We start from the raw sequence: 25,312 nt of genomic DNA on the forward strand, positions 1-25,312 counted from the left end.
GTATAGAGCGAGTCCGAAAACGGGCCGCCCCCGGGAGAGTATTGGTGGACGATAACTTCAACGATTTTGAATCGATTCCGAACCTGGTGAGCATGTTCCTGTCGCGTGCGGAACTGCGCGGCGACCGGCCATTTCTGGGGTATAAGCATGGCGACGAGTGGCGCACCATCAGCTGGGCCGAAACCGCGCGCCGCGTGGCCGGATTGGCCAAAGCGCTGAAAGCCATGGGCTTGAAGAAAGGCGACCGGGTGATGCTGGTTTCCGAAAACCGGCCCGAATGGTGCATCGCCGATCTTGGTATCATGGCGGCAGGTTGCGTCACCGTGCCCACTTATGTCACCAATACCGAACGCGACCACCAGCACATACTCGACAACAGCCAGTCGCGCGCAGTGATCGTGTCGACTGCAAAGCTGGCGCAGCAATTGATGCCTGCCGTGGTCCGTTCATCCGAATGCGAATTTGTCATCGGCATGGAGCCGCTGAAAGTAAGCCAGCGCGGCCAGCAGAAGCACCATGATTGGGCCGACCTGGTGCAAGGCACCGATGCCGATGTCGCAGCGCTGAAGGAAGAAATGGCGAAGGTCGGCAGGAACGAACTGGCCTGCATCATTTACACCAGCGGAACCGGCGGCGCACCACGCGGCGTGATGCTGCATCATGGATCGATTATCTGCAATGTCGACGGTGCTGCCGAAGTGCTGCGTGAGGATTTCGGCCTCGATAATGAGCGCTTCCTCTCCTTCCTACCATTGAGCCACGCTTATGAGCATTCGGGTGGGCAGTTCCTGCCTATCGGCGTGGGTGCCGAGATTTACTATTCGGAGGGGCTGGAGAAGCTCGCGAGCAATATCGAGGAAACCCAGCCTACGATCATGGTCGTCGTGCCTCGTCTGTTTGAGGTGCTGCGCCAGCGCATGATCAAGAATGTCGAAAAGCAGGGCAAGTTCCCGACCTACCTGCTCGACAAGGCGCTGAGCATTGGTGAGCGCGACTATGGCGGCAAGGGGCGGTTCCGCGATGCACCGATGAAGCTGCTGCTTTCGCGGACCCTGCTGCCGAAAATCCGTGCCCGCTTTGGTGGCCGTATGAAGGCGATGGTATCAGGCGGTGCGCCGCTCAATCCCGATATCGGTATCTTCTTCCAGTCGCTCGGAATCACTTTGCTGCAAGGCTATGGGCAGACCGAAAGCGGCCCGGTGGTCAGTTGTAACCGCCCGCAAATCGGCCTCAAGATGGACACAGTCGGCCCGCCGCTGAAAGGTGTTGAGGTCAAGATTGCGGAAGATGGCGAAATCCTTGTGCGCGGCGAACTCGTCATGCTCGGTTATTGGCGCAATGAAGCTGAAACCGATCGCGTGATCAAGGACGGCTGGCTGCACACCGGTGATATCGGGCATCTCGATGAAAAGGGCCGGATCAAGATTACCGACCGGAAGAAGGACATCATCGTCAACGACAAGGGCGACAATGTCGCACCGCAAAAGGTGGAGGGAATGCTGACGCTGCAGCCCGAAATTCTACAGGCGATGGTTTCTGGCGACAAGCGGCCTTACATTGTCGGTCTGGTTGTCCCCGATCCCGAATGGGCGCTCGATTGGGCACGCGAGCAAGGCATGAAATATGACTTTGCCGAGTTGCAGGATAATCCGCAATTTCGCGCAGCGGTTCGCGCCGCTGTCGATCGGGTGAACAAGGATCTGTCGGTGATCGAAAAGGTCCGCCAGTTCGAATTTGCCGATGAACCCTTCACGATCGAAAATGGCGAAATGACGCCTAGCATGAAGATCCGCCGCCACATGATCCGTGATCGCTACAAGGATCGCCTCGACGGGATGTATAAAGCCTAAAGCGCAGGGAGCGCCCAGTCGATGGGCGCCAAACCCTTGCTTTCAAGGAAGGCGTTGCACTTTGAAAAGTGCCGGCAACCAAGGAAGCCATTATGCGCGGACAAAGGCGAGGGGTGCGCAGCCTTGAGCACCAGATGCTTGGACGTGTCGACAAACGCCGCCTTCTTTTGCGCATAAGCGCCCCAAAGCAGGAAGACGACCGGATCGTCCTTTGCATTCACCAGCCGGATGACCGCATCGGTAAAGCGTTCCCACCCCTTGCCCTGGTGTGACGCGGCTTTCGCCATTTCAACCGTGAGCACGCTGTTGAGCAACAGCACACCCTGATTGGCCCAATGTTCAAGGAAGCCATGGCGCGGCCGTTCGATGCCTAAGTCCGACTGCAGTTCCTTGTAGATGTTGACCAGGCTCGGCGGCGGACGGACGCCGGGTTTGACGCTAAAGCACAGCCCATGCGCTTGTCCCGGGCCATGATAAGGATCCTGCCCCAGGATCACGACGCGCACCTTGTCGAGCGGCGTCAGGTCCATGGCCCGGAACCATTCTCCGCCCTTCGGAAAAATATGCTTTCCCGATGCCTTTTCCGCGATAAGGAAGGCGCGCAATTGCGCCATGTAATCGGCTTCAAATTCGGGCAGCAATGGCGCCTTCCAGCTTTGGTGGAGGGCGATATTGTCCGTCATTCGGCTGCTTCAGCCTTGGCCAATGCTGCAGTCCAAGCTTCGGTTTCCTTTTTGCTGGCAGGACCCAATAATTCCATCGCGTGGCGCAGGCGTTCGCGCAATATGTCGCGGCCAAGATGGGTGATTGCGTCGAACAAAGGAACGCCCTGTGGAGCGCCCAATACGGCAAGGTAGAAGGCGCGGATCATGTCCTTCAGTTTGATCTCAAGCGCAGCGGCTGTCTTGCGCAGCGCGGCATCGACGCCATCCTTGTTCCACTCGATCATCGCGTCAAACTGTTGCAGGGCAAGCGTATAGGCCGCACGTTGCTGGTCGGGTTCGATCTTCACCCCGTCGCGGAGTTTTTCGGCCGTCAGGCTTTCGATGCGGTTCATGAAGAAGGGCGCTACAAGCGCACCCAGATCGCCCAACTTCACGATGCGGCTTTGCGCCATTTCTGCGATCGGCGTCAGATAGGAGTCATTGAGCGCCCATTTGCGCACTTCGCCGAGGAATTGTTCGGTGGTCAGCTCTTCACGCATGTAGCGTCCGTTGAGCCAGTCCAATTTCGAGGTGTCGAACACTGGCCCGCCCAGCGAGATATTGGCGACGTCAAACCCGTCGATCAGTTCCGGCAGAGAGGTCTTTTCATCCTCTTCACTCGCGCTCTTGATAAACAGGCCGAGGAAATTTTGCATCGCCGCAGGCAGATATCCGGCGCGTTGATAATATAGGATGCTCGTCGGGTTCTTGCGCTTTGACAACTTGGACCGGTCGGCATTGCGCAACAATGGCAGGTGCGTGAGCACCGGCGGCTCCCAGCCGAAATATTGATACAGCAACAGATGCTTGGGCGCCGACGAAATCCACTCCTCGCCGCGCATCACATGGGTGATGCCCATCAGGTGATCGTCCACAACATTGGCGAGGTGATAGGTCGGCAAGCCGTCCGACTTCATCAGCACCTGCATGTCGACGACCGAATATTCGAACTCGATCGGCCCGCGCAGCGTATCCTGCACAACGCAAACGCCCTCATTGGGCACCATCATGCGCACGACATGGCTCATGCCTTTGGCGTCGCGCTCGGCGCATTCGGCTTGGGTCAGTTTTGCGCAGCGCCCATCATATTTCGGCGGCTGCTTTGCCGCCATCTGCTGCGCGCGCATGCTCGCCAGCTCTTCGGGCGTGCAATAGCATTTGAAGGCGTGGCCATCGTTGAGCAGCCGGTTGCAATGCTCGGTATAGATCGCACTGCGCTCCGACTGGCGATAGGGGCCGTGTGGACCGCCGACATCGGGGCCTTCATCCCAGCTGAGGCCCAGCCAGCGGAGCGAATCGAGAATCTTTTCTTCGGATTCGCGCGTCGAACGCACCTGATCAGTGTCCTCGATACGCAGCAGGAACTGCCCACCATGCTTCTTGGCAAAGCAATAGTTGATCAGCGCGATATAAGCGGTGCCAACATGCGGGTCGCCGGTGGGCGAGGGGGCTACGCGGGTGCGGACGGGCTTGGTGATTTCAGTCATGCGGCGGGCCTCTACCAAGCTGCAACCATCTTGTCATCTTTGCGGTTCATCGGCACATCATTGCAAAGGACAAGAGGACTCAGAATGCAAATCAGCCGCCGCCAGTTTAACTTCGGTTTGGGAAGCATTGCTTTTGCCGGGATAGCGGCGCGTGCCTATAGCCAGATACCGCCACAGGCCCGCAGCGAAGTTCCCGGATATGGCGCGCTTGTGCGCGATCCGAATAATTTGATCGATCTACCCAAAGGCTTCTCCTACCGCGTGATCTCTCGTTTCGGGAACATCATGGATGATGGTTTCCTTGTCCCCAGCGCGGGCGATGGCATGGGTGCGTTTGCGGCAGGCAAGGGCAAGGTCGCGCTGGTTCGTAACCATGAACTCAATATCCGCGATGGTCGCTTCGGGCCATTTCCGGGCAAGGTGGCTGATGATTTTGCCGCCTATGATCGCGGCAAGGATGGGATGCCGCTTCCGGGCGGAACCACGACGCTGATTTATGACCTAAAATCGCAGCGCGTGGAGAAACAGTGGCTCAGCCTCTCTGGAACGCTTCGCAACTGTGCAGGCGGGATTACGCCATGGGGCAGCTGGCTCACCTGTGAGGAAAATGTGACCCGCGCCGGCGATACCGTAGGCAAGGATCATGGCTATATTTTCGAAGTGCCATCGGGCCATATGGGCTTGGTCAATCCAGTGCCGCTCAAAGCGATGGGCCGTTTCAATCATGAAGCGGCATGTATCGATCCGCGGACCGGCATTGCCTATCTGACCGAAGACCGCGACGACAGCCTGCTCTATCGTTTCCTGCCCAATGCCAAGGGAGAGCTTGCCAAGGGAGGCAAGCTCGAGGCGTTGGTGCTCGATGGCATCGGCGATAGCCGGAACTGGAGCGAAGCAACGGTTGTTCGGGACAAGTCCTATTCTGCACGCTGGATCCCGCTCGACAACCCGGAGGCGCCTGAAGATGATCTGCGAAAGCGCGGCGCGGCGAGGGGGGCCACATTGTTTGCGCGCGGTGAGGGTATCTGGTGGGGCAATGGCGAGCTTTACTTCACCTGCACTGATGGAGGTGCGGCCAAATTTGGCCAGATTTTCCGCTTGCGGCCGGGTGTTGCGGGCGCAGCAGACAAGCTTGACCTGTTCTATGAGTCGACCGATGGCGGTGCTTACAACTATGGTGACAATCTATGCGTGATGCCGACGGGGCATCTGATGGTCTGCGAAGACCAATATACCGATATCACCGACAACCACCTGCGCGGTATCACCCCCGCCGGCAAGGCCTACACCTTTGCCAAGAGCCGGGTGCAGACCGAATTTGCCGGCGCCTGTTTTGCGCCCGACGGATCGACGCTGTTCGTCAACCTGATGTGGCCGACGATGACGCTGGCGATTACGGGGCCGTGGAGGCGGGTGAAGGCCAGCTAAGCTGGCTTAAGCCAGTTTCCGCGTCCCGTGCTGGGCCGTCATCCGGTGCAAGCCGGCGAGGTTTGGTTTGCGATCCTTCACCGTTTCGACAAAGCGCCATTCACTCGTGGCGCGTTCGGCAGTCAGTTCGACCAGCATGTAACCTCGGCGGCTGCTATCCATCCACTTCAGACCGTTGTTGCGCTCGACTACGCCCTTGGCGACGGTCGTTGGCGGCGCGCCTGTGAAATAGGCTTCGAAGCCGGGTGAACTGACGCTTTGGCCCGCCAGTTCCACGCCTGCGGCCTTGCCATCGTGCTGCAAATCGAAAGCCCAGGCATTGTGGCTGTCGCCTGTCAATACGACCAGATCGGCGTTGGAATTCTGCGCAGCCGATAGCGAGCGTGCACGTGCCGCCGGATAACCGTCCCACGCATCGAGATTGGCCGGGATTCCTGCCTTCGCCGCCATCGCCCCGCGTCGCACGCGCGCTTTGGCAAAATCTGGAGCATCGGGCGCCAGCCAGTTGACTGTCTCGTCGGGCTGCAGGATCGTGCCCATGATTGTTTGTTGTGCCCAGATATTCCACTTGGCCTTGCTGCTTTGGAATCCTCGGCTCAACCAATCTTCCTGGCTTGTGCCCAGCATAGTGCGGTCTGCCGACTGCCAATCACCTTGGGTGAACGCCTTGATTGCGGCCAATGTGCCCGCTTCGTCGACGCCCCTGAGGATCTGCAACTCGGCAGGTTTGGATCGTGCGCCGATGCGGCTTTCGGTCATGAAGATTTCAGCGAGGTCGCCGATGCGATAGTTGCTCCACCGCTTGCCATCGTCGATATCGCGCACGGGCATCCATTCGCGCCAAGCTTTCTCAGCCGCGGCTTTGCGCGTCTGCCAATCGCCTTCATCGGCCTGATGATTTTGTGCGCCATTTGCATAGGCATCATTGGCAAATTCATGGTCATCCCACATGCATAGCATCGGCGCGCGCGCGTGGATCGCCTGCAAATCCGGGTCAGCGCGATAGCTGGCGTAGCGCAGACGATAATCGGCCAGGCTTACAATTTCATTGGCCGGCTCGATCAAACGTCCGGCTATCGCATCCTTTACGGATGGGTAATCGCCGCGCTGATATTCGTAGATATAGTCGCCCAAATGCAGAGCGATGTCGAAGTCGCCGGTTTGGGCTGCATGCGCATAGGCGTTGAACCAGCCAAAAGGCATGTTCGAGCAAGAGAAGACTGCCATCCGGTACCGCTTGATACCTTTGGTCGGCAACGTTCGTGTGCGCCCGATGGGGGATATGCTGCCATCGGGCGCGACGAAGCGGTAATAGTATGCGCGCCCCGGCTTCAGGCCGCGCAGGATGGTTTTGGCAGTATAGTCGCGATCCGGCGTAGCGACGGCTTCTGCCCCCGCGACGATTTTCCGGAAAGTGGCGGTTTCGCTGATTTCTGCCTTCAATCTGGTTTCGGCAAGGTCGGACACAAAACGCGTCCACAATAGGATCGAATTTTGCGAGGGCTCACCGCTAGCTACGCCATGGCTGAAACCCTTGGTGAGCGCCGCCTGCATTGCCGCCATGGCGCCGCCAGGCAAGCTGAGCGCGCCCAGCCCGAAGGCGCCAGTTTTGAGCAAAAGGCGGCGGTCGATCGGAGCAGTCATTCGGTTATCCCAACATACCAAGGAAGAGCAGAATCGAAGCGAACAATATCAGCACCATCCAGATGAAGAATGACAGGATAATTAAACGGATCAGCGCCCCCGGTCGTGTCAACGAATAGGCGTGGCGCAACTGTTTATAGAGGTGCAGCGGCGGTATCAGGACGAATGCAAGCCCCAAAGCGTTCTCGGACACACCAAGCTTGCCCAAAATCGCGAAAATCAGGAACAGCAGGCACATGAACGAAATCGAATAAGTGGTGAACACCGCGTGGTCGTAAAATGGATGACCACGTACGCCCAACGTCGCCAGCCACACAAAAGGCAATGACAGCGGGATCAGCAGCCAGGCGAATTTATATCCATTGGATTGCAGCTTGTAGAAAGCGAGGCTTGGGTTTGCGACCATCTTTTCACCGCCCTTGCGAACAGCATTGTCCAACCAGTCTATCCCCGTGACCGATCCTTCGATTACCGAAACCTTCGCACCGGATGGGGTGCTGTTGCGAATGTTGTTGTCGGGATAAAGTGGCTTGCCGGTTTGGGCGAAGGCTATTCCGTTTCGATCCGACTTCAAATCGTTCAATTTTGCCTGCAACCCCAGTTTGGCTGCTGGCGGAATCTTGACGTCGGCCAGCTTTGCTTCGGTTTCACGAATTTCTTTGTCGAGTTTCGCTGCTTCTGAATTGAAATCGCGCTGCACGGCGTCTGGAACGCTGCCTTCAGCGTTCGAAAAGGGGCCACCCGTAAAGCTGAACACGGCGAACATCAGGAAGATCGAAAACAGGAACAGCGCCATCGGCGAAACGAATTTTGCGCGCTCTCCATGGACATAGCGGCGCGTTAGCTCACCTGGTTTGAAGAGCAGCATCGGAAGCGTGCGCCACATCTTGCCATCGAAATGCAGCACCGAGTGGAGGATGTCGTGCCAGATCGCTGATAAGGTCCGGTGTACATGCGCTTTTTGACCGCAGGCGGAGCAAAACTGACCGTTCAAAACCGAACCGCAATTCAGGCAGTTTGTCGCGCCCACTGGCTGCGCATTCCCATGCGCTGGTTCCACCGCCGCACCAAGCAAGGCCCCCTCGATTGCCGTTCCGGCTGCGTCCAATTCCCCTGACATATGAATGTTCTATCACTGCAACTGTCCACTGCAAAGCCAGCCTGTCAGTACAAATATTGCGGGCTTGCCTTTTGCACGCTTTTGGGCAGTTTAAACTGCATCGGGGAAGGGGGAGTTGCCATGCCAAGTTTGACCGCGCGTTTGATTGCGTCGCTGTTCCGGATGACGGGTTCGTTGCGCAAACGCTATTCGGATGGACCCGATTTCCTCAACAACATCGAACAGAGCCGGACGGAGCAGCAATATCCGGGTGCAAAGTTGCGCAAACGGGTCGACATTCGGGAAAGCGAATTCCAGGGGCGAAAAATCATCCGATTTGCTCCCAAGAATGGGAAAGCCACAGGCCAGCTGCTCTACTGGCATGGCGGTGGCTATGTATACCCAGCGGTCGATATCCACTGGCAGTTTCTGGCGCATATGGCCGATAAACATGGTATCGTCACCACAGCGCCACTCTATCCACTTGCGCCCGAGGCGTCAGCGAAAGACGCTGTTGCATGGGCCATGAACTTTTACCGCGAGTTCACGCCCGACCGCGCAGGTCCTTTCATCATGGGGGGCGATTCGGCCGGCGGTGGGCTTTGCGCTGCGGTTGTGCAGCAGGCCCGCGATGAAGGCCGCATCCTTCCCAAGGCGCTGATCCTGATCTGTCCATGGCTCGACATATCGGTTTCGCATCCTGACCAGCCTGCAATCGAACCGCGCGATTGCGTGCTGACGATTAACGGCGCGCGTGCAGCAGGGCGGCTCTATGCGAGAGATTTGCCGCTCGATGATCCAAGGGTCAGCCCGTTGTTTGGAAACTGGGATGGTTTGCCGCCGATCCTTTCTTTCGGTGGCGGGGACGACATCTTGCTTCCCGATGCACGCCGCTTGAAAGAAAAGCTGCCTGCGATCGAGTATATCGAAGAGGCAGTGATGATGCACGACTGGCCGATCTTCTTCTTGCGGGAAAGCCGGACGGCTCAGGCCCGGATGGCGAATTTCATTGCAGCGCATTATGGCGATTGAGCAACGCCGCTGCGGTTTGCTTCACGCTTGACCTAAAAATGCATTGCCGCTAAGGGCGCGCCTTCCTTGGGGTGGACTGCGATTCCCGCAACGCTTCAGGGAAAATCTACATAGGCTGAACATCATGTATCAGGCCGGGCGGATCAAAGGCTGAGCCTCCGTCGCAAAAACGGCTTGTGTATATGGAGTAACCGCTTGTCTTTTTAAGGTGAAGATATGCCGACTATTAACCAGCTGGTCCGTAAGGGCCGCACCCCGCAGAAGGCCAAGTCAAAGGTCCCTGCAATGGATCAGAACCCGCAAAAGCGCGGTGTCTGCACCCGTGTTTATACCACGACTCCGAAAAAGCCGAACTCGGCGCTTCGTAAGGTTGCCAAGATCCGTCTGACCAACCAGCGCGAAGTCATTTCCTACATCCCGGGCGAAGGCCACAACCTGCAGGAGCACAGCGTTGTGCTTATCCGCGGTGGCCGTGTTCGCGACCTTCCCGGTGTTCGTTACCACGTCCTGCGCGGCGTTCTCGACACCCAGGGCGTCAAGGATCGCAAGCAGTCGCGTTCGAAGTACGGCGCAAAGCGTCCTAAGTAAGATCGGGAGAACAGAGAAATGTCACGTCGTCGTCGTCCCGAAAAGCGCGTTATCCTTCCCGATCCCAAGTTCGGTGATATCGTTCTTTCCAAATTCATGAACAACCTGATGCTTGACGGCAAAAAGTCCGTCGCAGAGCGTATCGTTTATGGCGCACTCGAAACCGTCGAGAGCCGTGCGAAGAAGGACCCTGTCCAGCTCTTCCATGACGCGCTGAACAATGTGAAGCCGGGCATCGAAGTCCGCAGCCGCCGCGTTGGTGGTGCGACTTATCAGGTTCCTTGCGAAGTCCGCCCCGAGCGTGCGCAGGCTCTTGCCATCCGTTGGCTGATTTCGGCTGCGCGCAATCGCAGCGAAACCACCATGGCGGCTCGTTTGTCGGGCGAATTGCTCGACGCTGCCAACAACCGTGGCAACGCCGTTAAGAAGCGCGAAGACACGCACCGCATGGCGGAAGCGAACCGCGCCTTCGCACACTATCGCTGGTAATCGGCTTCGGCCAAGCAACGATAGCGTCATAAAGCGAATATAGGGGGCCGGTTCCTGACCGGCCCCCGCAACTATAGGGTCATACGGGCCCTCTCACTGGAGTGAAGACCATGGCACGCAGCCATCCGTTGGATAAATATCGCAATTTCGGCATCATGGCGCACATCGATGCCGGTAAGACCACGACTACCGAGCGTATCCTTTACTACACCGGCAAGTCCTACAAGATCGGCGAAGTCCATGACGGCGCCGCGACCATGGACTGGATGGAGCAGGAGCAGGAGCGTGGGATCACCATCACCTCGGCAGCAACCACCTGCTTGTGGAAGGCTGAAGAGGGCAAGGGCCCCGAGCATCGCCTGAACATCATCGACACGCCGGGCCACGTTGACTTCACCATTGAAGTCGAACGTTCGCTGCGCGTCCTTGACGGTGCGGTTGCTGCATTTGACGGCGTTGCCGGCGTTGAGCCGCAGTCGGAAACCGTGTGGCGCCAGGCTGACAAATATGGCGTTCCCCGTATGTGCTTCATCAACAAGCTCGACCGTACCGGTGCGAACTTCTATTATTGCGTGCAGACGATCATCGATCGCCTGGGTGCAAAGCCGGCGGTATTGTACCTCCCCATCGGCGCGGAAGCCGATTTTAAGGGTCTGGTCGACCTCGTCCACAACCGCGGCATCATCTGGAAGGATGAAAGCCTCGGCGCGGAATTCGAATATGTCGAAATACCCGCAGATCTGGCTGACAAGGCTGCCGAATATCGCGAAAAGCTGATCGAGCTTGCCGTCGAGCAGGACGATGCCGCGATGGAAGCCTATCTGGAAGGCAATGAGCCTGACGTTGCGACGCTGAAGGCGCTGATCCGCAAGGGCACGCTGAACCAGTCGTTCGTTCCCGTCCTGTGCGGTTCGGCGTTCAAGAACAAGGGCGTGCAGCCGCTTCTCGACGCCGTTGTCGATTACCTGCCTTCGCCGCTCGACATTCCTGACGTTCAGGGTATCAACCCCGACACCGAAGAAGCCGACAGCCGCAAGACTGCAGACGATGCGCCGTTCGCAGCGCTGGCATTCAAGATCATGAACGACCCGTTCGTGGGCTCGCTCACCTTCGCACGCATCTATTCGGGCACGCTCAACAAGGGCAGCTACCTGAACTCGGTGAAGGGCAAGAAGGAAAAGGTTGGCCGCATGCTTTTGATGCATGCCAACAGCCGTGAAGACATTGATGAAGCCTATGCAGGCGACATCGTGGCGCTTGCCGGCCTCAAGGAAACCACCACCGGTGACACGCTGTGCTCGGAACGCCAGCCGATCATCCTCGAGCGTATGGAATTCCCCGAGCCGGTTATCGAGCTGTCGGTTGAACCCAAGACCAAGGCGGACCAGGAAAAGATGGGCATCGCGCTCAATCGCCTGTCGGCTGAGGATCCCTCGTTCCGCGTCTCGACCGATCATGAATCGGGCCAGACGATCATCAAGGGCATGGGCGAGCTTCACCTCGACATCATCGTCGATCGTATGCGCCGCGAATTCAAGGTAGAGGCCAATGTCGGTGCGCCGCAGGTTGCCTATCGCGAATATATCGCCCGTCCGGTCGACATCGACTACACCCACAAGAAACAGTCGGGTGGTTCGGGTCAGTTTGGTCGTATCAAGTTCAAGATCACTCCGGGTGAACGCGGCTCAGGCATCACCTTCATCGACTCGATCAAGGGCGGTAACATTCCGAAGGAATATATCCCTGCCGTTGAAAAGGGCATGCGCGAAACCGCCGAAAGCGGCTCGCTCATCGGCTTCCCGATCATCGACTTTGAAATCGAACTCTATGACGGTGCGTATCACGACGTCGACTCGTCGGCGCTGGCGTTCGAAATCGCAGGTCGTGCCGGTATGCGCGAAGCCGCGCAAAAGGCAGGTATCAAGCTCCTCGAACCGATCATGAAGGTCGAAGTCGTCACCCCCGAAGAATATCTGGGCGACGTCATCGGCGACATGAACTCGCGTCGTGGCATGATCCAGGGCACCGACACCCGCGGAAACGCACAGGTCGTCGAAGCCATGGTGCCGCTGGCCAACATGTTCGGCTATGTGAACCAGCTCCGCTCGTTCACGCAGGGACGTGCCAACTACTCGATGCACTTCTCGCATTATGACGAAGTTCCGGCGAACGTCGCAGCGGAAGTCAAAGAGAAGCTTGCTTGACCGGCAATTAGGGACTAAGGGCGGCGCCTGATTCAGCAGGCGTCGTCCCAACTGATCAATATCCAAATCGAAACAGAAGGTTTGAAAAATGGCAAAAGCTAAGTTTGAGCGGACGAAACCGCACTGCAATATCGGCACCATCGGTCACGTCGACCACGGCAAGACCACGCTGACCGCAGCGATCACCAAGATCATGGCTGAAATCAACGGCGGTGAAGCTGTTGACTTCGCAAACATCGACAAGGCTCCGGAAGAGCGCGAGCGTGGCATCACCATCTCGACCGCTCACGTCGAGTATGAAACCGCTTCGCGTCACTATGCACACGTCGATTGCCCGGGCCACGCTGACTATGTGAAGAACATGATCACTGGTGCTGCCCAGATGGACGGCGCGATCCTCGTTGTGAACGCTGCTGACGGCCCGATGCCGCAGACCCGCGAGCACATCCTGCTTGCTCGTCAGGTCGGCGTTCCCGCGCTCGTCGTTTACATGAACAAGGTTGACCAGGTCGACGATCCGGAAATCCTTGAGCTCGTTGAACTCGAAATCCGCGAACTGCTCTCGAGCTATGGCTTCGACGGCGACAGCATCCCCGTCGTTCCGGGTTCGGCTCTTGCCGCTCTCGAAGGCCGCGACGACGAAATCGGCAAGAACTCGATCATCGCACTGATGGACGCAGTTGACACCGCCATTCCGCAGCCGCCGCGTCCGACCGACAAGCCGTTCCTGATGCCGGTTGAGGACGTGTTCTCGATCTCGGGTCGTGGTACCGTTGTTACCGGCCGTATCGAAACCGGTATCATCAAGGTTGGTGAAGAAGTCGAAATCGTCGGCATCAAGGACACCAAGAAGACCACCGTTACCGGCGTTGAAATGTTCCGCAAGCTGCTCGACCAGGGTGAAGCTGGCGACAACGTTGGTGCGCTGATCCGCGGCGTTGGCCGTGATGAAGTTGAGCGCGGCCAGGTTCTCGCGAAGCCCGGTTCGGTTACGCCGCACACCGAATTCTCGGCAGAAGTTTACGTTCTGTCGAAGGATGAAGGTGGCCGTCACACCCCGTTCTTTGCGAACTATCGTCCGCAGTTCTACTTCCGCACCACCGACGTCACCGGCGAAGTCATTCTTCCCGAGGGCACCGAAATGGTGATGCCGGGCGACAACATCGCTCTCTCGGTCAAGCTGATCGCACCGATCGCCATGGACGAAGGTCTCCGCTTCGCAATTCGCGAAGGCGGCCGCACCGTCGGTTCGGGGGTTGTCAGCAAGATCACTAAGTAATATAGGCCGCGCATCCCGCCCGAGTCACTGATTCGGGCGGGGCGGTTTATTGAAATTCACGAACAGCCGTCCCGGCTTCCATTTGGGGGTTGGGCAGGCTGTTTTCGCTCTTTGATATTGGTAGATACAGGAATTGGGAAAACCCATGGAAACGCAGAATATTCGCATCCGTCTGAAAGCTTTTGACCATCGCGTCCTCGATCAGGCGACTGGCGATATCGCAGACACCGCACGCCGCACCGGCGCGCTCATCCGTGGCCCGATCCCCCTGCCTACCCGTATCGAAAAGTTCACCGTCAACCGTGGCCCGCACATCGACAAGAAGTCGCGCGAGCAGTTTGAGGTGCGCACTTACAAGCGGCTGCTCGACATCGTGCAGCCCACTCCGCAGACCGTCGACGCTCTGATGAAGCTAGACCTTGCTGCTGGTGTAGACGTTCAGATCAAGCTCGCTTGAGCTTAGGCGACCTGCCTTCAGGGGCGGGTTGCAGGACATCGGGATACCGCACGCCAATCTGGCGTGGCTGCGTCCCCCGTCTTCCTTCCTTCGGGAAGGGTTCAGCCCGGACGGGGCGATGCATCAAAAATTTGGGCTGGCATGCCGGGCGGAATGGGTCCGTTCGGCCTCTGTAGGAGACTAAGGTCATGCGTACTGGCGTGATCGCTAAAAAGATGGGCATGATGCGCCTCTTCGCTGAAGATGGCCGCCACATTCCCGTTACCGTTCTGGCGCTCGAAGGCTGCCAGGTGGTCGGTGCTCGCCGCGAAGAGAAGGATGGCTATTTTGCTGTCCGCCTCGGTGCCGGCGCCCGCAAGGCGAAAAATGTAAACAAACCGCAACGTGGCGAATTCGCCAAGGCACAGGTCGAGCCCAAGGCTCGCGTCGCTGAATTCCGCGTTGATAACGAAGACGGCCTGCTTCCGGTTGGCGCTGCAATCTCTGCAGACCATTTCGTGGCTGGCCAGCTGGTGGACATCACCGGTCACACCCAGGGTAAGGGCTTTGCCGGCGCAATGAAGCGTTGGGGCTTCGGCGGTATGCGCGCCACCCACGGTGTATCGATCACCCACCGTGCCCATGGTTCGACTGGTAACCGCCAGGATCCGGGCAAGGTCTTTAAGAACAAGAAGATGGCTGGTCACATGGGTGACCGTCAGCGCACGCAGCAAAATCTTGAAATCGTCCGCACCGATGCAACGCGCGGCCTGATCTTCGTCAAGGGCTCGGTCCCTGGTTCGAAGAATGGCTGGTTGCTCGTTCGTGACGCCGTCAAGGTTCCGTCGCCGGAAGGTGCTCCGTTCCCGGGTGCAATCCGCAACGACAATGAAGCTCCGGTCGTGGAAGAAGAAATCGTCGCAGTTGAAGCAACTGAAGCGGTTGAAACCCCGGCTGTTGAAGCTGCTGCCGAAACCCCTGTTGCAGAGGCTCCCGCCGCTGAAGCAGGCGAAGAGCAGAAGGAGGGCTAAGCCATGAAACTCAAGGTTCAAACCCTCGACGCCAAGGCAAAGGGCGATATCGACCTGAACGACGAAGTCTTCGGTCTCGAACCGCGTGCAGACATCCTGCACCGTGTCGTCACCTGGCAGCGCGAAAAAGCACGCGGCACGGCTCGTCCGACCCGCGAGCGTTCGGACGTTGCCCGCACCGGCAAGAAGTTCGGCCGCCAAAAGGGCGGTGGTACGGCTCGTCATGGCGACCGCGCTGCGCCGATCTTCATCGGTGGTGGTAAGGCTCACGGTGCCCGCCTGCGCGACTTCAACCCGTCGCTCAACAAGAAGATCCGCGCTCTCGGCCTGAAGATGGCGTTGTCGAGCAAGGCCAAGGCCGGCTCGCTCATCGTCCTCGAAGACCTCGAGATGAAGGAAGGCAAGACCAAGGCGCTCGCTGGCCAGCTCAGCAAGCTCGGCTTTGGCAAGACCGCCCTCGTCATCGACGGTGCCGATGTTGCTGGCGGTGTGAATGACAATTTCCGCAAGGCTTCGGCAAATCTCGTCGGCGTCAATGTGCTCCCCGCTGTGGGCGCCAACGTCTACGACATTCTGAAGCACGAAACGCTGGTCCTAACCCGCGCCGCGGTTGAAAAGCTGGAGGCCCGTTTCAATGGCTAAGAAAGAAGCAATCGACGTCCGTCATTATGACGTGATCGTTGCGCCGCACATCACCGAGAAAGCAACCCTGCTTTCTGAAAACAACGCCGTTGTTTTCAAGGTGGCCGGCTCCGCGACCAAGCCGCAGATCAAGGCGGCTGTCGAGGCGCTGTTCGACGTCAAGGTAAAGGGCGTCAACACCATGGTGCAAAAAGGCAAGACCAAGCGGTGGAAGGGCAAGCCCTACACCCGCACCGACGTCAAAAAGGCCGTCGTGACCCTGGCTGAAGGCCAGTCGATCGACGTCACCACCGGTATCTAAGGGCAGGAAAATGGCACTCAAGAGCTACAAACCAACCAGCCCGGCGCGTCGCGGCCTCGTGCTCGTCGACCGTTCGAGCCTTTTCAAGGGTAAGCCCGTCAAGGCGCTGACCGAAGGCAAGAAGAAGACCGGCGGACGCAACAACAAGGGCCATGTCACTTCGCGCGGCATTGGCGGCGGTCACAAGCAGCGTTATCGCATCGTCGATTTCAAGCGCCGCAAGTGGGACATGCCGGCAACTGTCGAGCGTCTGGAATATGACCCGAACCGCACCGCGTTCATCGCGCTTGTGAAGTATGAAGATGGCGAACTCGCTTACATCCTCGCGCCGCAGCGCCTGAATGTTGGTGACACAATCGTTGCTGGCGAAAAGACCGACGTAAAGCCGGGCAATGCGATGCTTCTGTCGCAGATGCCGGTTGGCACCATCTGCCACAATGTCGAGATGAAGCCGGGCAAGGGTGGCCAGATCGCCCGTTCGGCAGGCACCTATGTGCAGCTCGTCGGTCGTGATGGTGGCAAGGTCATCGTTCGCCTGAACTCGGGTGAACAGCGTTATATCCTGGGCAGCTGCATGGGCACCGTTGGCGCCGTGTCGAACCCGGACAATTCGAACCAGACCCTGGCAAAGGCTGGCCGCAACCGCTGGAAGGGCAAGCGCCCGCTGACCCGCGGTGTTGCCAAGAACCCGGTCGACCACCCGCACGGCGGTGGTGAAGGCCGCACCTCGGGCGGTCGCCATCCGGTGACTCCGTGGGGCAAGCCGACCAAGGGTGCTCGTACCCGCTCCAACAAGTCGACCGACAAGATGATCATCCGGTCGCGTCATGCGAAGAAGAAGAGGTAAGTCATGGCTCGTTCCGTCTGGAAAGGTCCGTTTGTCGACCTGTATCTGCTGAAAAAAGCAGAAACCGCGCAGGACGCTGGTGCGAAGGCTGGCCCGATCAAGACCTGGTCGCGTCGCTCAACCATCCTGCCGCAGTTCGTCGGCCTGACGTTCAACGTCTACAATGGCCACAAGTTCGTGCCCGTCTCTGTCAATGAAGACATGGTCGGCCACAAGCTGGGCGAGTTCGCGCCCACCCGTACCTATCATGGTCACGGCGCAGACAAGAAGGGCAAACGCTAATGTCCAAGCAAGCAGCCCCCCGCCGCGTCGGCGATAAGGAAGCTTTGGCTGTCGGCACCACCATCCGTGGTTCCGCGCAGAAGCTGAACCTCGTCGCAGCGCTGATCCGCGGCCGCAAGGTCGAAGAAGCGCTCAACATCCTCACCTTCTCGAAGAAGGCGATGGCTGTCGATGCGAAGAAGGTTCTGGCGTCGGCAATCGCCAATGCCGAGAACAACCACAATCTCGACGTCGACAGCCTTGTCGTCGCCGAAGCCAGCGTCGGCAAGTCGCTGACCATGAAGCGTTTCCACGCTCGTGGCCGCGGCAAGTCGACCCGCATCCTGAAACCGTTCAGCCGCCTGCGCATTGTCGTTCGCGAACAGGAAGAAGAGGCTTAATCATGGGTCAGAAGAGCAATCCGATCGGCCTCCGCCTGCAGATCAACCGCACTTGGGACAGCCGCTGGTTCGCCGAAGGTGCGGACTATGGCCGCATGCTGCTGGAAGACATCAACATCCGCAAGTTCATCATGAAGACGCTGCCCCAGGCTGCGATCTCCAAGGTGGTGATCGAGCGTCCGGCTAAGCTGTGCCGCGTTTCGATCTATGCGGCGCGCCCTGGCGTGATCATCGGCAAGAAGGGTGCCGACATTGAGAAGCTGAAGAAAGCCATTGGCAAGTACACCGATGCCGACGTCAGCCTCAACATCGTCGAAATCCGCAAGCCCGAAATCGACGCCAAGCTCGTTGCCCAGGGTGTTGCTGACCAGCTGATCCGTCGTATCGCCTTCCGCCGCGCCATGAAGCGTGCGGTTCAGTCGGCGCTGCGTCTGGGTGCAGAAGGCATCAAGATCACCTGCGGTGGCCGTCTGGGCGGTGCAGAAATCGCCCGCACCGAATGGTATCGCGAAGGCCGCGTTCCGCTGCACACGCTGCGCGCCAATGTCGACTATGCCGAAGCCGAAGCGCTGACCGCTTATGGCATCATCGGCATCAAGGTCTGGATCTTCAAGGGTGAAATCCTTGGCCACGACCCGATGGCGACTGACCGGTTGATGATGGAAGCGCAGACCTCGGGCGTTCGCCCGCAGTCTGACCGCCGCTGATAGAGAATAGGCAAGCATCATGTTGCAACCTAAGAAAACCAAGTTCCGCAAGCAGTTCAAAGGCCGCATCTCGGGCAATGCCAAGGGCGGTACCGAACTGAACTTCGGTTCCTACGGCCTCAAGGCCCTCGAGCCGGAACGCATCACCGCGCGCCAGATCGAAGCGGCACGTCGTGCAATCACCCGTCACATCAAGCGTCAGGGACGTTTGTGGATCCGCGTGTTCCCCGACGTTCCCGTGTCGAAGAAGCCTGCCGAAGTCCGTCAGGGTAAGGGCAAAGGTTCGGTCGAATATTGGGCAGCCAAGGTTAAGCCTGGCCGCATCCTGTTCGAACTCGACGGCGTTCCGGGCCAGCTCGCTGCCGTGGCTTTCAGCCGCGCTGCGATGAAGCTGCCCATCAAGACCAAGGTTGTTGCCCGTCTCGGCGACACCTCGCATCTGGGAGCTGAAGGATGAGCAAGACCGAAGACTTCCGCGTCAAGAGCGACGATGAACTGGCGACCAAGCTCGGCGAGCTGAAGCGCGAACAGTTCAACCTGCGCTTCCAGGGCGCTACCGGCCAGCTGGAAAAGCCGGCCCGCATCCGCGAAGTGCGCCGCGACATCGCGCGCATCAAAACCCTGCAGAGCGAGCGTGCAAGCGCCGCGAAGCAATCGGCATAAGGAGCACAACCGATGCCTAAACGTATTCTTACCGGCACCGTGGTGTCCGACAAGAACGACAAGACGGTCGTTGTGCTCGTTGAGCGCAAGGTGAAGCACCCGCTTTACGGCAAGATCATCCGTCGTTCGAAGAAGTATCACGCGCATGATGAAGCCAACACCGCGAAAGCCGGTGAAGTGGTTCGCATTCAGGAATGTGCGCCGATTTCGAAGAACAAGACCTGGACTCTGGTGGAACGCGTCGGCGCTGCACCCGAGGCTGCAGCCGAACTCGCGGAGGGTTGATCCATGATCCAGATGCAATCCAATCTCGATGTGGCTGACAACAGCGGCGCCAAGCGCGTCCAGTGCATCAAGGTTCTCGGCGGTTCCAAGCGCCGTACCGCTGGCGTTGGCGACATCATCGTGGTGTCGATCAAGGAAGCCCAGCCGCGCGGCAAGGTGAAGAAGGGCGACGTCCACAAGGCCGTCATCGTTCGCACCCGCAAGGACATCCGTCGTCCCGACGGTTCCGTCATCCGCTTCGACTCCAACGCTGCCGTTCTGATCGGTAACAACAAGGAGCCGATCGGCACCCGTATCTTTGGCCCCGTGGTTCGTGAACTGCGCGCCAAGAACCACATGAAAATCATCAGCTTGGCACCGGAGGTGCTGTAATCATGGCTATGGCGAAAATCAAAAAGGGCGACACGGTTGTCGTGCTCGCCGGCAAGGACAAGGGAAAGACTGGTGAAGTCACCCGCGTCGATCCGAAGGCGTCGAAAGTCGTCGTTTCGGGCGTCAATGTTGCCGTGCGTCACCGCAAGCCGAGCCAGGCAAACCCGCAGGGCGGCCTCGATCGTTTCGAAGCTCCGCTGCACATCTCGAACGTAGCTTTGGCCGATCCCAAGTCGGGCAAGGCAACCCGCGTTCGCATTGAAGCCGGCAAGGATGGCAAGAAGGTACGTGTTGCCGTCAAGTCCGGGGAGAAGATCGATGGCTGACAAATACACGCCTCGCATGAAGAGCCGTTACGAAGACGTGATCGCCCAGGCGATGACGGAAAAGTTCGGCTACAAGAACCGCATGGCGATCCCCAAGATCGAAAAGATCACGCTCAACATGGGTGTGGGTGAAGGCTCGCAGGACAAAAAGAAGGTTACGACCGCTCTTGAGGAAATGAAGCTGATCGCTGGCCAGCAGCCGGTTATCACGCGTGCCCGCAAGTCGATCGCAGGCTTCAAACTGCGTGAAGGCATGCCGATCGGCGTCAAGGTGACGCTGCGCGGTGCCCGCATGTACGAATTCCTGGACCGTCTCGTCACCATCGCGATGCCCCGCATCCGCGACTTCCGTGGCCTGAACCCGAACAGCTTCGACGGCCGTGGCAACTTTGCCATGGGTCTGAAAGAGCAGATCATTTTCCCGGAAATCAGCTATGACGCGATCGATACCGTGCGCGGCATGGACGTGATCGTCACCACCACCGCGAACAGCGACGACGAAGCTCGTGAGCTTCTGCGCCTGTTCGGTTTCCCCTTCCCGCAAGAACAAGCTGAGGAAAAGGAAGCCGCGTAAGCGTGCTTCCTCGTCAAGAAAGGACGAGAACTTAAGTCATGGCGAAACTGAGTTCGATCAACAAGAATGAGCGTCGTAAGAAGCTCGTCAAGAAATATGCAGGGCAATATGCCCGGCTGAAGGCAATTGCCAACGACGAGTCGAAAGACGAGAGCGAGCGCCTGATCGCGCGCCTGAAACTGGCCGAGATCCCGCGCAATGGCAACCCGACCCGCGTTCGCAACCGTTGCGAAACCACGGGCCGTCCGCGTGCCTATTACCGTAAATTCCGGCTCTGCCGTGTGCAGCTGCGCGATCTGGCCAACAAGGGCCTGATCCCCGGCGTGACCAAATCGAGCTGGTAAGGGATAGAGAAAATGGCATTGACCGATCCTTTGGGTGATATGCTCACCCGCATCCGCAACGGACAGCGCGCGAAGAAAGACTCTGTCGTTTCGCCCGCATCGAAGCTGCGTGCCCGCGTCCTCGACGTGCTGCAGCGCGAAGGCTATATCCGTGGCTACAGCGAAGAAGACCTTGGCAAGCACAAGGGCCTGCGCATCGAGCTGAAATATTTCGAAGGCCAGCCTGCGATCCAGCATGTTGCACGCGTTTCGAAGCCCGGCCGCCGCGTCTATTCGGGCAGCACCGAGCTTCCCATCGTTCGCAATGGCCTTGGCATCACCATCGTTTCCACGCCGAAGGGTGTGCTCTCGGACGCCGAAGCACGTGAAGCCAATGTCGGCGGCGAAATCCTGGCGGAGGTGTTCTAATGAGCCGCATTGGTAAGAAACCCGTTGCCATCCCGGCTGGTGTTACTGCCAGCATCGGTGAAGGCACGCTTTCGGTAAAAGGACCGAAGGGCGAACTCAGCATGCCGATGAGCGAACTGATTTCCTATGAAATCAAGGACGAAGGCGTTTCGGTGCAGCCCGCGAACAAGAGCAAGGAAGCTCGCGCATTCTGGGGCATGCAGCGTACCCTGGTACAGAACCTGGTCACCGGTGTGACCGAAGGTTTCACCAAGGTTCTCGAAATCACCGGCGTCGGCTATCGTGCGACCGCTCAGGGCAAGGTCCTGAAGCTGCAGCTCGGCTACAGCCACGACGTGAACTTCGACGTTCCGGAAGGCATCGAAATCAAGACCCCGGATAACACCACGGTGGAAATCTCGGGCATCGACAAGCAGAAGGTTGGGCAGGTTGCTGCCGAAATCCGTCGCTGGCGCAAGCCGGAGCCCTATAAGGGCAAGGGCATCAAGTATCGCGGCGAATATATCTTCCGCAAAGAAGGGAAGAAGAAATAAGCCATGGCTAAACTGTCTCTCTTTGAAAAGCGCCGCCAGCGCGTTCGTTCGAAACTGCGTGCGCAGGTTGCTGGACGTCCCCGTCTTTCGGTTCACCGCACCGGTCGCCATATCTATGCGCAGGTCATCGACGATTCCAAGGGCGTGACCCTGGCTTCGGCTTCGACCAACGACAAGGCGGTCAAAACCAAGAATGGCTCGACCTCTGCTGCCGCTGCCGAAGTTGGCAAGCGCGTTGCAGAAGCTGCGAAAAAAGCCGGTGTCACCAGCGTCGTGTTCGACCGTGGTGGTTTCCTGTTCCATGGTCGCGTCAAGGCGCTGGCCGATGCTGCCCGTGAAGGCGGGCTGGAGTTCTGATAATGGCTGACGAAAACAACACCAACGAAGAAATCGTCACCGACGGCGTAGCTGTAGAAGCTGAAGCCGAAGGTGGTCGTCGTGGTCGCGGTCGTGGCCGTGGCGAAGGTGGCGGCCGTGGCCGTCGCGAAGATCGCCGCCCCCGTGAGGAAAAGGAAGATGACGGCTTCATCGAGAAGCTGGTTCACATCAACCGCGTTTCGAAGACCGTAAAGGGCGGTAAGCGCTTCGGCTTTGCAGCTCTCGTCGTTGTCGGCGATGGCCAGGGCCGCGTCGGTTTCGGTCACGGCAAGGCACGCGAAGTGCCTGAGGCGATCAACAAGGCAACTGCTGCTGCCAAGAAAAAGATGGTTCGCGTTCCGCTGAAGGAAGGCCGCACGCTGCACCATGACGGCAATGGCCGTTTCGGTGCGGGTAACGTCTATGTCCGCTCGGCTCCTCCGGGTACCGGTATCATCGCCGGCGGTCCGATGCGCGCCGTTTTCGAAAGCCTTGGCGTTGCTGACGTGGTGACCAAGTCGATCGGCACCTCGAACCCCTACAACATGATCCGCGCAACCTTCGCGGCCCTGGTCGACCAGACCAGCCCGAAGTCGGTTGCGCAGCGTCGCGGCAAGAAAATCGCCGACCTTCTCGGTCGCGGTGGCAGCAAGACTGCCGAAGCCGACGCCGAAGCGATTACGGAGTAATTCGACATGGCGAAAATCAAGATCAAGCAGACCGGTTCGCCGATCCGCCGCCCCGCCGTTCAGCGCAAGACGCTGCAGGGTCTGGGCCTCGACAAGATGCACAAGGTGGTTGAACTCGAAGACACCCCCGAAGTGCGCGGCATGATCCGCTCCGTGCGGCACATGGTCGAAGTCATCGGCTAAAATACAATCCTCTCCCATTTTCGGGAGAGGTGCGCGAAACAAAGCGAAAGCGAGTGCAAGACATGAAACTTAATGACATCCGTGACAATGCAGGTGCACGTCACCGCAAAATGCGCGTTGGCCGTGGTATCGGTTCGGGCAAAGGCAAGACCTCTGGCCGTGGCCAAAAGGGTCAGAAGAGCCGTTCGGGCGTTGCCGTAAAGGGCTTCGAAGGCGGCCAGATGCCGCTTCACATGCGTATTCCGAAGCGCGGCTTCAACAACATCTTCGCCAAGGATTATGCCGAAGTGAACTTGGGCATGATCCAGAAGTTCATCGATGCGAAGAAGCTGGACACCAAGGCTGTGATCGATCAGGCCGCGTTGAAGGCTGCCGGCTTGTCGCGTGGCGGCAAGGACGGCGTACGCATCCTCGCCAAGGGCACGCTGACTGCCAAGATCAACCTTTCGGTTGCTGGCGCGTCGAAGGCTGCTGTTGAAGCTGTCGAAAAGGCTGGCGGAAAGGTCGAGATCCTGACCGTGAAGCCGGCGGCCGAAAAAGCTGCCGAAAAGAAGGGCAGCGCCAAGAAGGCCAAGTGATTAAAGAGGCATAGTCCTCTTGTGCAACAGACCCCGCATCCCGATATTGGCCTTGGCCGATAGGGGCTGCGGGGTTTGGTGTTTTACGACAACCGGAACGTCGATTTGTGAATTCGGGGTAGATTGCGCGCGACCAAGCCGCTAGCGCAGCAATCGGGAATCAAGGGAAAGTATCTGCATGGCATCGCGAGCCGACAAGATGGCATCGAACATCAATTTTTCGAATTTCGGCCAAGCGACCGATTTGAAGAACCGCATCTGGTTCACCATCGGCGCCTTGATCGTCTTCCGCCTGCTCAGCTTCGTTCCGCTGCCCGGCGTCGATCCGATCGCGCAGGCTGCGCTATATGCGAACAATGCTGCGGGCGGCGTCCTTGATATCTTCAACACTTTCTCGGGCGGTTCGCTGGAACGTATGAGCCTTATCGCGCTTGGCGTGATGCCCTACATCACCGCGTCGATCGTGGTTCAGTTGGCCGCTTCGCTGTCGCCAACACTCGCCGCGATCAAGAAAGAGGGTGAAAGCGGGCGTAAGAAGCTCAACCAATATACCCGCTATGGCACGGTCTTGCTGACTGCGGTGCAGGGCTATTTCCTTGCGGCAGGGCTTGAATCGCTGGCCGCGGCCAATGGTATTCGGGCAGTTGTCGAACCTGGCCTGATGTTCCGCATTGTCGCCACCATCAGCCTGATCGGCGGCACATTGTTCCTGATGTGGCTGGGTGAACAGATTACCTCGCGCGGCATTGGTAACGGTATTTCGCTGATCATCATGGCGGGTATCGTGGCGCAGATGCCGCGGCTTATCGCCAACCTGTTCGAAGGCGGCCGTACCGGTTCGATCAGCGGTGTGATCGTTGTCGGCTTCATCGCGATGTTTGTCGGCCTTACGCTGCTGATTTGCTTCTTCGAAAGGGCGCAGCGGCGGGTGTTGGTGCAATATCCAAAGCGGGCAACGCAGCGCGGCATGATGCAGGCTGATCGCAGCCACCTGCCGCTCAAGCTCAACACCGCAGGTGTCATCCCGCCAATCTTTGCAAGCTCGCTTTTGCTGTTGCCCGTGACCATCAGCCAGCTGGGCGGCAATCAGGTCGCTGGCGAAAGCGCGAGCGGCGATTTCATCATCCAGTTGCTGCAATGGCTGCAGCACGGCCAGCCGGTCTACCTGCTGCTCTATGGCCTCGGCATCATTTTCTTCTGCTTCTTCTACACCGCGGTTGTCTTCAACCCTGAAGAAACCGCAGAGAATCTGAAAAAGGCCGGTGGTTTCATCCCGGGCATCCGCCCCGGCAAGAACACGCAGGACTATCTCGATTATGTGCTGACGCGCATCACGGTGCTCGGCGCTGCTTACCTCACTCTGGTCTGCTTGCTGCCGGACTTCATGATGGGGCAGACTGGCCAGACCCAGTTCTTCGTACTGGGCGGAACCAGCCTGTTGATCCTTGTGAACGTGACGGTTGATACGATCGCGCAGATCCAGGGCCACTTGATGGCGCACCAATATGGCGACCTGTTGAAGAAAGCCAAATTGAAGGGCAACCGCGGACGTTGATCCGGCAGGCTCGAT

33 protein-coding genes are annotated in these 25,312 nt (G+C 58.5%); 29 read left to right on the forward strand and 4 right to left on the reverse strand.

All coding sequences use genetic code 11. From position 1 onward, the window contains the following. Nucleotides 1–92 precede the first annotated feature (92 nt). Entirely contained in the window at nucleotides 93–1,850 is a 1,758-nt protein-coding gene (locus ACFSAG_RS11690) for an AMP-dependent synthetase/ligase (protein WP_381515327.1), read from the forward strand. On the opposite strand, the gene ung is transcribed toward ACFSAG_RS11690, so the two are convergent. After that, nucleotides 1,847–2,533 carry a uracil-DNA glycosylase gene (gene ung, locus ACFSAG_RS11695; RefSeq protein ID WP_381514955.1) on the reverse strand — a complete coding sequence of 229 codons (687 nt, stop codon included), beginning with the start codon at nucleotides 2,531–2,533 and terminating at the stop codon, nucleotides 1,847–1,849. The genes ACFSAG_RS11690 and ung overlap by 4 nt on opposite strands. Then, on the reverse strand, nucleotides 2,530–4,041 hold the full coding sequence (gene gltX, locus ACFSAG_RS11700; RefSeq protein WP_381514958.1) for a glutamate--tRNA ligase: 1,512 nt from the start codon (nucleotides 4,039–4,041) through the stop codon (nucleotides 2,530–2,532). The genes ung and gltX overlap by 4 nt, the downstream gene beginning before the upstream one ends. Before the next feature lie 84 nt (nucleotides 4,042–4,125). Between gltX and ACFSAG_RS11705 the strand changes: the two genes are divergently transcribed. After that, nucleotides 4,126–5,469, forward strand: coding sequence for an alkaline phosphatase PhoX (locus ACFSAG_RS11705; RefSeq protein ID WP_381514961.1), 1,344 nt, complete (start codon nucleotides 4,126–4,128; stop codon nucleotides 5,467–5,469). A 6-nt stretch (nucleotides 5,470–5,475) separates the two neighbouring features. Here ACFSAG_RS11705 and ACFSAG_RS11710 read toward each other — a convergent pair whose 3' ends face one another. Both ACFSAG_RS11710 and ACFSAG_RS11715 read right to left on the reverse strand, forming a co-directional pair. Then, the gene (locus tag ACFSAG_RS11710) at nucleotides 5,476–7,113 is read right to left on the reverse strand and encodes an alkaline phosphatase D family protein (RefSeq protein WP_381514964.1); all 1,638 of its coding nucleotides are present in this window, start codon (nucleotides 7,111–7,113) and stop codon (nucleotides 5,476–5,478) included. Between the two features lie 4 nt (nucleotides 7,114–7,117). Continuing rightward, entirely contained in the window at nucleotides 7,118–8,233 is a 1,116-nt protein-coding gene (locus ACFSAG_RS11715) for a DUF3667 domain-containing protein (protein WP_381514966.1), read from the reverse strand. Nucleotides 8,234–8,353: 120 nt separating this feature from the next. Between ACFSAG_RS11715 and ACFSAG_RS11720 the strand changes: the two genes are divergently transcribed. From ACFSAG_RS11720 to secY, 27 genes are all read left to right on the forward strand, one after another. After that, nucleotides 8,354–9,244, forward strand: a complete 891-nt coding sequence (locus ACFSAG_RS11720) for an alpha/beta hydrolase fold domain-containing protein (protein WP_381514969.1) — start codon at nucleotides 8,354–8,356, stop codon at nucleotides 9,242–9,244. A gap of 216 nt (nucleotides 9,245–9,460) precedes the next feature. Then, nucleotides 9,461–9,832: a 30S ribosomal protein S12 gene (rpsL, locus tag ACFSAG_RS11725; RefSeq protein ID WP_115547700.1), complete on the forward strand. Its 372-nt coding sequence runs from the start codon at nucleotides 9,461–9,463 to the stop codon at nucleotides 9,830–9,832. Between the two features lie 18 nt (nucleotides 9,833–9,850). After that, the gene (rpsG, locus tag ACFSAG_RS11730; RefSeq protein ID WP_374613018.1) at nucleotides 9,851–10,321 is read left to right on the forward strand and encodes a 30S ribosomal protein S7; all 471 of its coding nucleotides are present in this window, start codon (nucleotides 9,851–9,853) and stop codon (nucleotides 10,319–10,321) included. Between the two features lie 110 nt (nucleotides 10,322–10,431). Then, complete coding sequence (gene fusA, locus ACFSAG_RS11735) at nucleotides 10,432–12,525, forward strand: elongation factor G (protein ID WP_374613016.1); 2,094 nt, start codon at nucleotides 10,432–10,434, stop codon at nucleotides 12,523–12,525. 88 nt (nucleotides 12,526–12,613) lie between these two features. Beyond that, complete coding sequence (gene tuf / locus ACFSAG_RS11740; protein ID WP_374613369.1) at nucleotides 12,614–13,804, forward strand: elongation factor Tu; 1,191 nt, start codon at nucleotides 12,614–12,616, stop codon at nucleotides 13,802–13,804. Between the two features lie 145 nt (nucleotides 13,805–13,949). After that, nucleotides 13,950–14,261 (forward strand): 30S ribosomal protein S10, encoded by a 312-nt coding sequence (gene rpsJ, locus ACFSAG_RS11745; RefSeq protein WP_374544043.1) that lies wholly within the window; start codon nucleotides 13,950–13,952, stop codon nucleotides 14,259–14,261. A 188-nt stretch (nucleotides 14,262–14,449) separates the two neighbouring features. Then, entirely contained in the window at nucleotides 14,450–15,271 is an 822-nt protein-coding gene (gene rplC, locus ACFSAG_RS11750) for a 50S ribosomal protein L3 (RefSeq protein WP_381514976.1), read from the forward strand. Nucleotides 15,272–15,274: 3 nt separating this feature from the next. After that, entirely contained in the window at nucleotides 15,275–15,913 is a 639-nt protein-coding gene (rplD, locus tag ACFSAG_RS11755; protein WP_374613373.1) for a 50S ribosomal protein L4, read from the forward strand. Continuing rightward, nucleotides 15,906–16,214, forward strand: a complete 309-nt coding sequence (locus ACFSAG_RS11760; protein WP_374613375.1) for a 50S ribosomal protein L23 — start codon at nucleotides 15,906–15,908, stop codon at nucleotides 16,212–16,214. Before rplD ends, ACFSAG_RS11760 begins: the two co-directional genes overlap by 8 nt. Nucleotides 16,215–16,224: 10 nt before the next feature. Next, nucleotides 16,225–17,061, forward strand: a complete 837-nt coding sequence (gene rplB, locus ACFSAG_RS11765) for a 50S ribosomal protein L2 (protein ID WP_374613377.1) — start codon at nucleotides 16,225–16,227, stop codon at nucleotides 17,059–17,061. 3 nt (nucleotides 17,062–17,064) lie between these two features. Next, entirely contained in the window at nucleotides 17,065–17,343 is a 279-nt protein-coding gene (gene rpsS, locus ACFSAG_RS11770) for a 30S ribosomal protein S19 (protein ID WP_374613379.1), read from the forward strand. Then, entirely contained in the window at nucleotides 17,343–17,723 is a 381-nt protein-coding gene (rplV, locus tag ACFSAG_RS11775; protein ID WP_374613381.1) for a 50S ribosomal protein L22, read from the forward strand. The genes rpsS and rplV overlap by 1 nt, the downstream gene beginning before the upstream one ends. 2 nt (nucleotides 17,724–17,725) lie before the next feature. Continuing rightward, nucleotides 17,726–18,430, forward strand: a complete 705-nt coding sequence (gene rpsC, locus ACFSAG_RS11780) for a 30S ribosomal protein S3 (protein WP_374613383.1) — start codon at nucleotides 17,726–17,728, stop codon at nucleotides 18,428–18,430. A 19-nt stretch (nucleotides 18,431–18,449) separates the two neighbouring features. Continuing rightward, nucleotides 18,450–18,887 (forward strand): 50S ribosomal protein L16, encoded by a 438-nt coding sequence (rplP, locus tag ACFSAG_RS11785; protein ID WP_374544050.1) that lies wholly within the window; start codon nucleotides 18,450–18,452, stop codon nucleotides 18,885–18,887. Continuing rightward, nucleotides 18,884–19,093, forward strand: a complete 210-nt coding sequence (gene rpmC, locus ACFSAG_RS11790) for a 50S ribosomal protein L29 (protein ID WP_374613385.1) — start codon at nucleotides 18,884–18,886, stop codon at nucleotides 19,091–19,093. Before rplP ends, rpmC begins: the two co-directional genes overlap by 4 nt. A gap of 12 nt (nucleotides 19,094–19,105) precedes the next feature. Further along, on the forward strand, nucleotides 19,106–19,378 hold the full coding sequence (gene rpsQ / locus ACFSAG_RS11795; protein WP_298605445.1) for a 30S ribosomal protein S17: 273 nt from the start codon (nucleotides 19,106–19,108) through the stop codon (nucleotides 19,376–19,378). 3 nt (nucleotides 19,379–19,381) lie between these two features. Continuing rightward, nucleotides 19,382–19,750 carry a 50S ribosomal protein L14 gene (gene rplN / locus ACFSAG_RS11800; protein WP_298605444.1) on the forward strand — a complete coding sequence of 123 codons (369 nt, stop codon included), beginning with the start codon at nucleotides 19,382–19,384 and terminating at the stop codon, nucleotides 19,748–19,750. Between the two features lie 2 nt (nucleotides 19,751–19,752). After that, nucleotides 19,753–20,076: a 50S ribosomal protein L24 gene (rplX, locus tag ACFSAG_RS11805; RefSeq protein WP_374613387.1), complete on the forward strand. Its 324-nt coding sequence runs from the start codon at nucleotides 19,753–19,755 to the stop codon at nucleotides 20,074–20,076. Further along, nucleotides 20,069–20,650: a 50S ribosomal protein L5 gene (rplE, locus tag ACFSAG_RS11810; protein WP_381514987.1), complete on the forward strand. Its 582-nt coding sequence runs from the start codon at nucleotides 20,069–20,071 to the stop codon at nucleotides 20,648–20,650. The genes rplX and rplE overlap by 8 nt, the downstream gene beginning before the upstream one ends. A gap of 38 nt (nucleotides 20,651–20,688) precedes the next feature. After that, nucleotides 20,689–20,994, forward strand: coding sequence for a 30S ribosomal protein S14 (gene rpsN / locus ACFSAG_RS11815; RefSeq protein ID WP_374544054.1), 306 nt, complete (start codon nucleotides 20,689–20,691; stop codon nucleotides 20,992–20,994). A gap of 12 nt (nucleotides 20,995–21,006) precedes the next feature. After that, nucleotides 21,007–21,402 (forward strand): 30S ribosomal protein S8, encoded by a 396-nt coding sequence (rpsH, locus tag ACFSAG_RS11820; protein WP_374613391.1) that lies wholly within the window; start codon nucleotides 21,007–21,009, stop codon nucleotides 21,400–21,402. Then, entirely contained in the window at nucleotides 21,402–21,935 is a 534-nt protein-coding gene (gene rplF / locus ACFSAG_RS11825; protein WP_381514992.1) for a 50S ribosomal protein L6, read from the forward strand. Before rpsH ends, rplF begins: the two co-directional genes overlap by 1 nt. A gap of 3 nt (nucleotides 21,936–21,938) precedes the next feature. Further along, the gene (gene rplR, locus ACFSAG_RS11830; protein WP_374613395.1) at nucleotides 21,939–22,292 is read left to right on the forward strand and encodes a 50S ribosomal protein L18; all 354 of its coding nucleotides are present in this window, start codon (nucleotides 21,939–21,941) and stop codon (nucleotides 22,290–22,292) included. 2 nt (nucleotides 22,293–22,294) lie between these two features. Next, a complete protein-coding gene (gene rpsE / locus ACFSAG_RS11835) occupies nucleotides 22,295–22,981 on the forward strand; it encodes a 30S ribosomal protein S5 (protein ID WP_374613397.1) in 687 nt (228 codons plus the stop codon). Nucleotides 22,982–22,987: 6 nt separating this feature from the next. Next, nucleotides 22,988–23,164: a 50S ribosomal protein L30 gene (gene rpmD, locus ACFSAG_RS11840; RefSeq protein ID WP_374613399.1), complete on the forward strand. Its 177-nt coding sequence runs from the start codon at nucleotides 22,988–22,990 to the stop codon at nucleotides 23,162–23,164. A 62-nt stretch (nucleotides 23,165–23,226) separates the two neighbouring features. Next, nucleotides 23,227–23,742, forward strand: coding sequence for a 50S ribosomal protein L15 (gene rplO, locus ACFSAG_RS11845; protein WP_374613401.1), 516 nt, complete (start codon nucleotides 23,227–23,229; stop codon nucleotides 23,740–23,742). 178 nt (nucleotides 23,743–23,920) lie between these two features. After that, entirely contained in the window at nucleotides 23,921–25,297 is a 1,377-nt protein-coding gene (gene secY, locus ACFSAG_RS11850; protein ID WP_374613403.1) for a preprotein translocase subunit SecY, read from the forward strand. Nucleotides 25,298–25,312: the final 15 nt, after the last annotated feature.

The organism is Sphingorhabdus buctiana (genome assembly GCF_042680825.1).
Lineage (GTDB): Bacteria > Pseudomonadota > Alphaproteobacteria > Sphingomonadales > Sphingomonadaceae > Sphingorhabdus_B > Sphingorhabdus_B buctiana.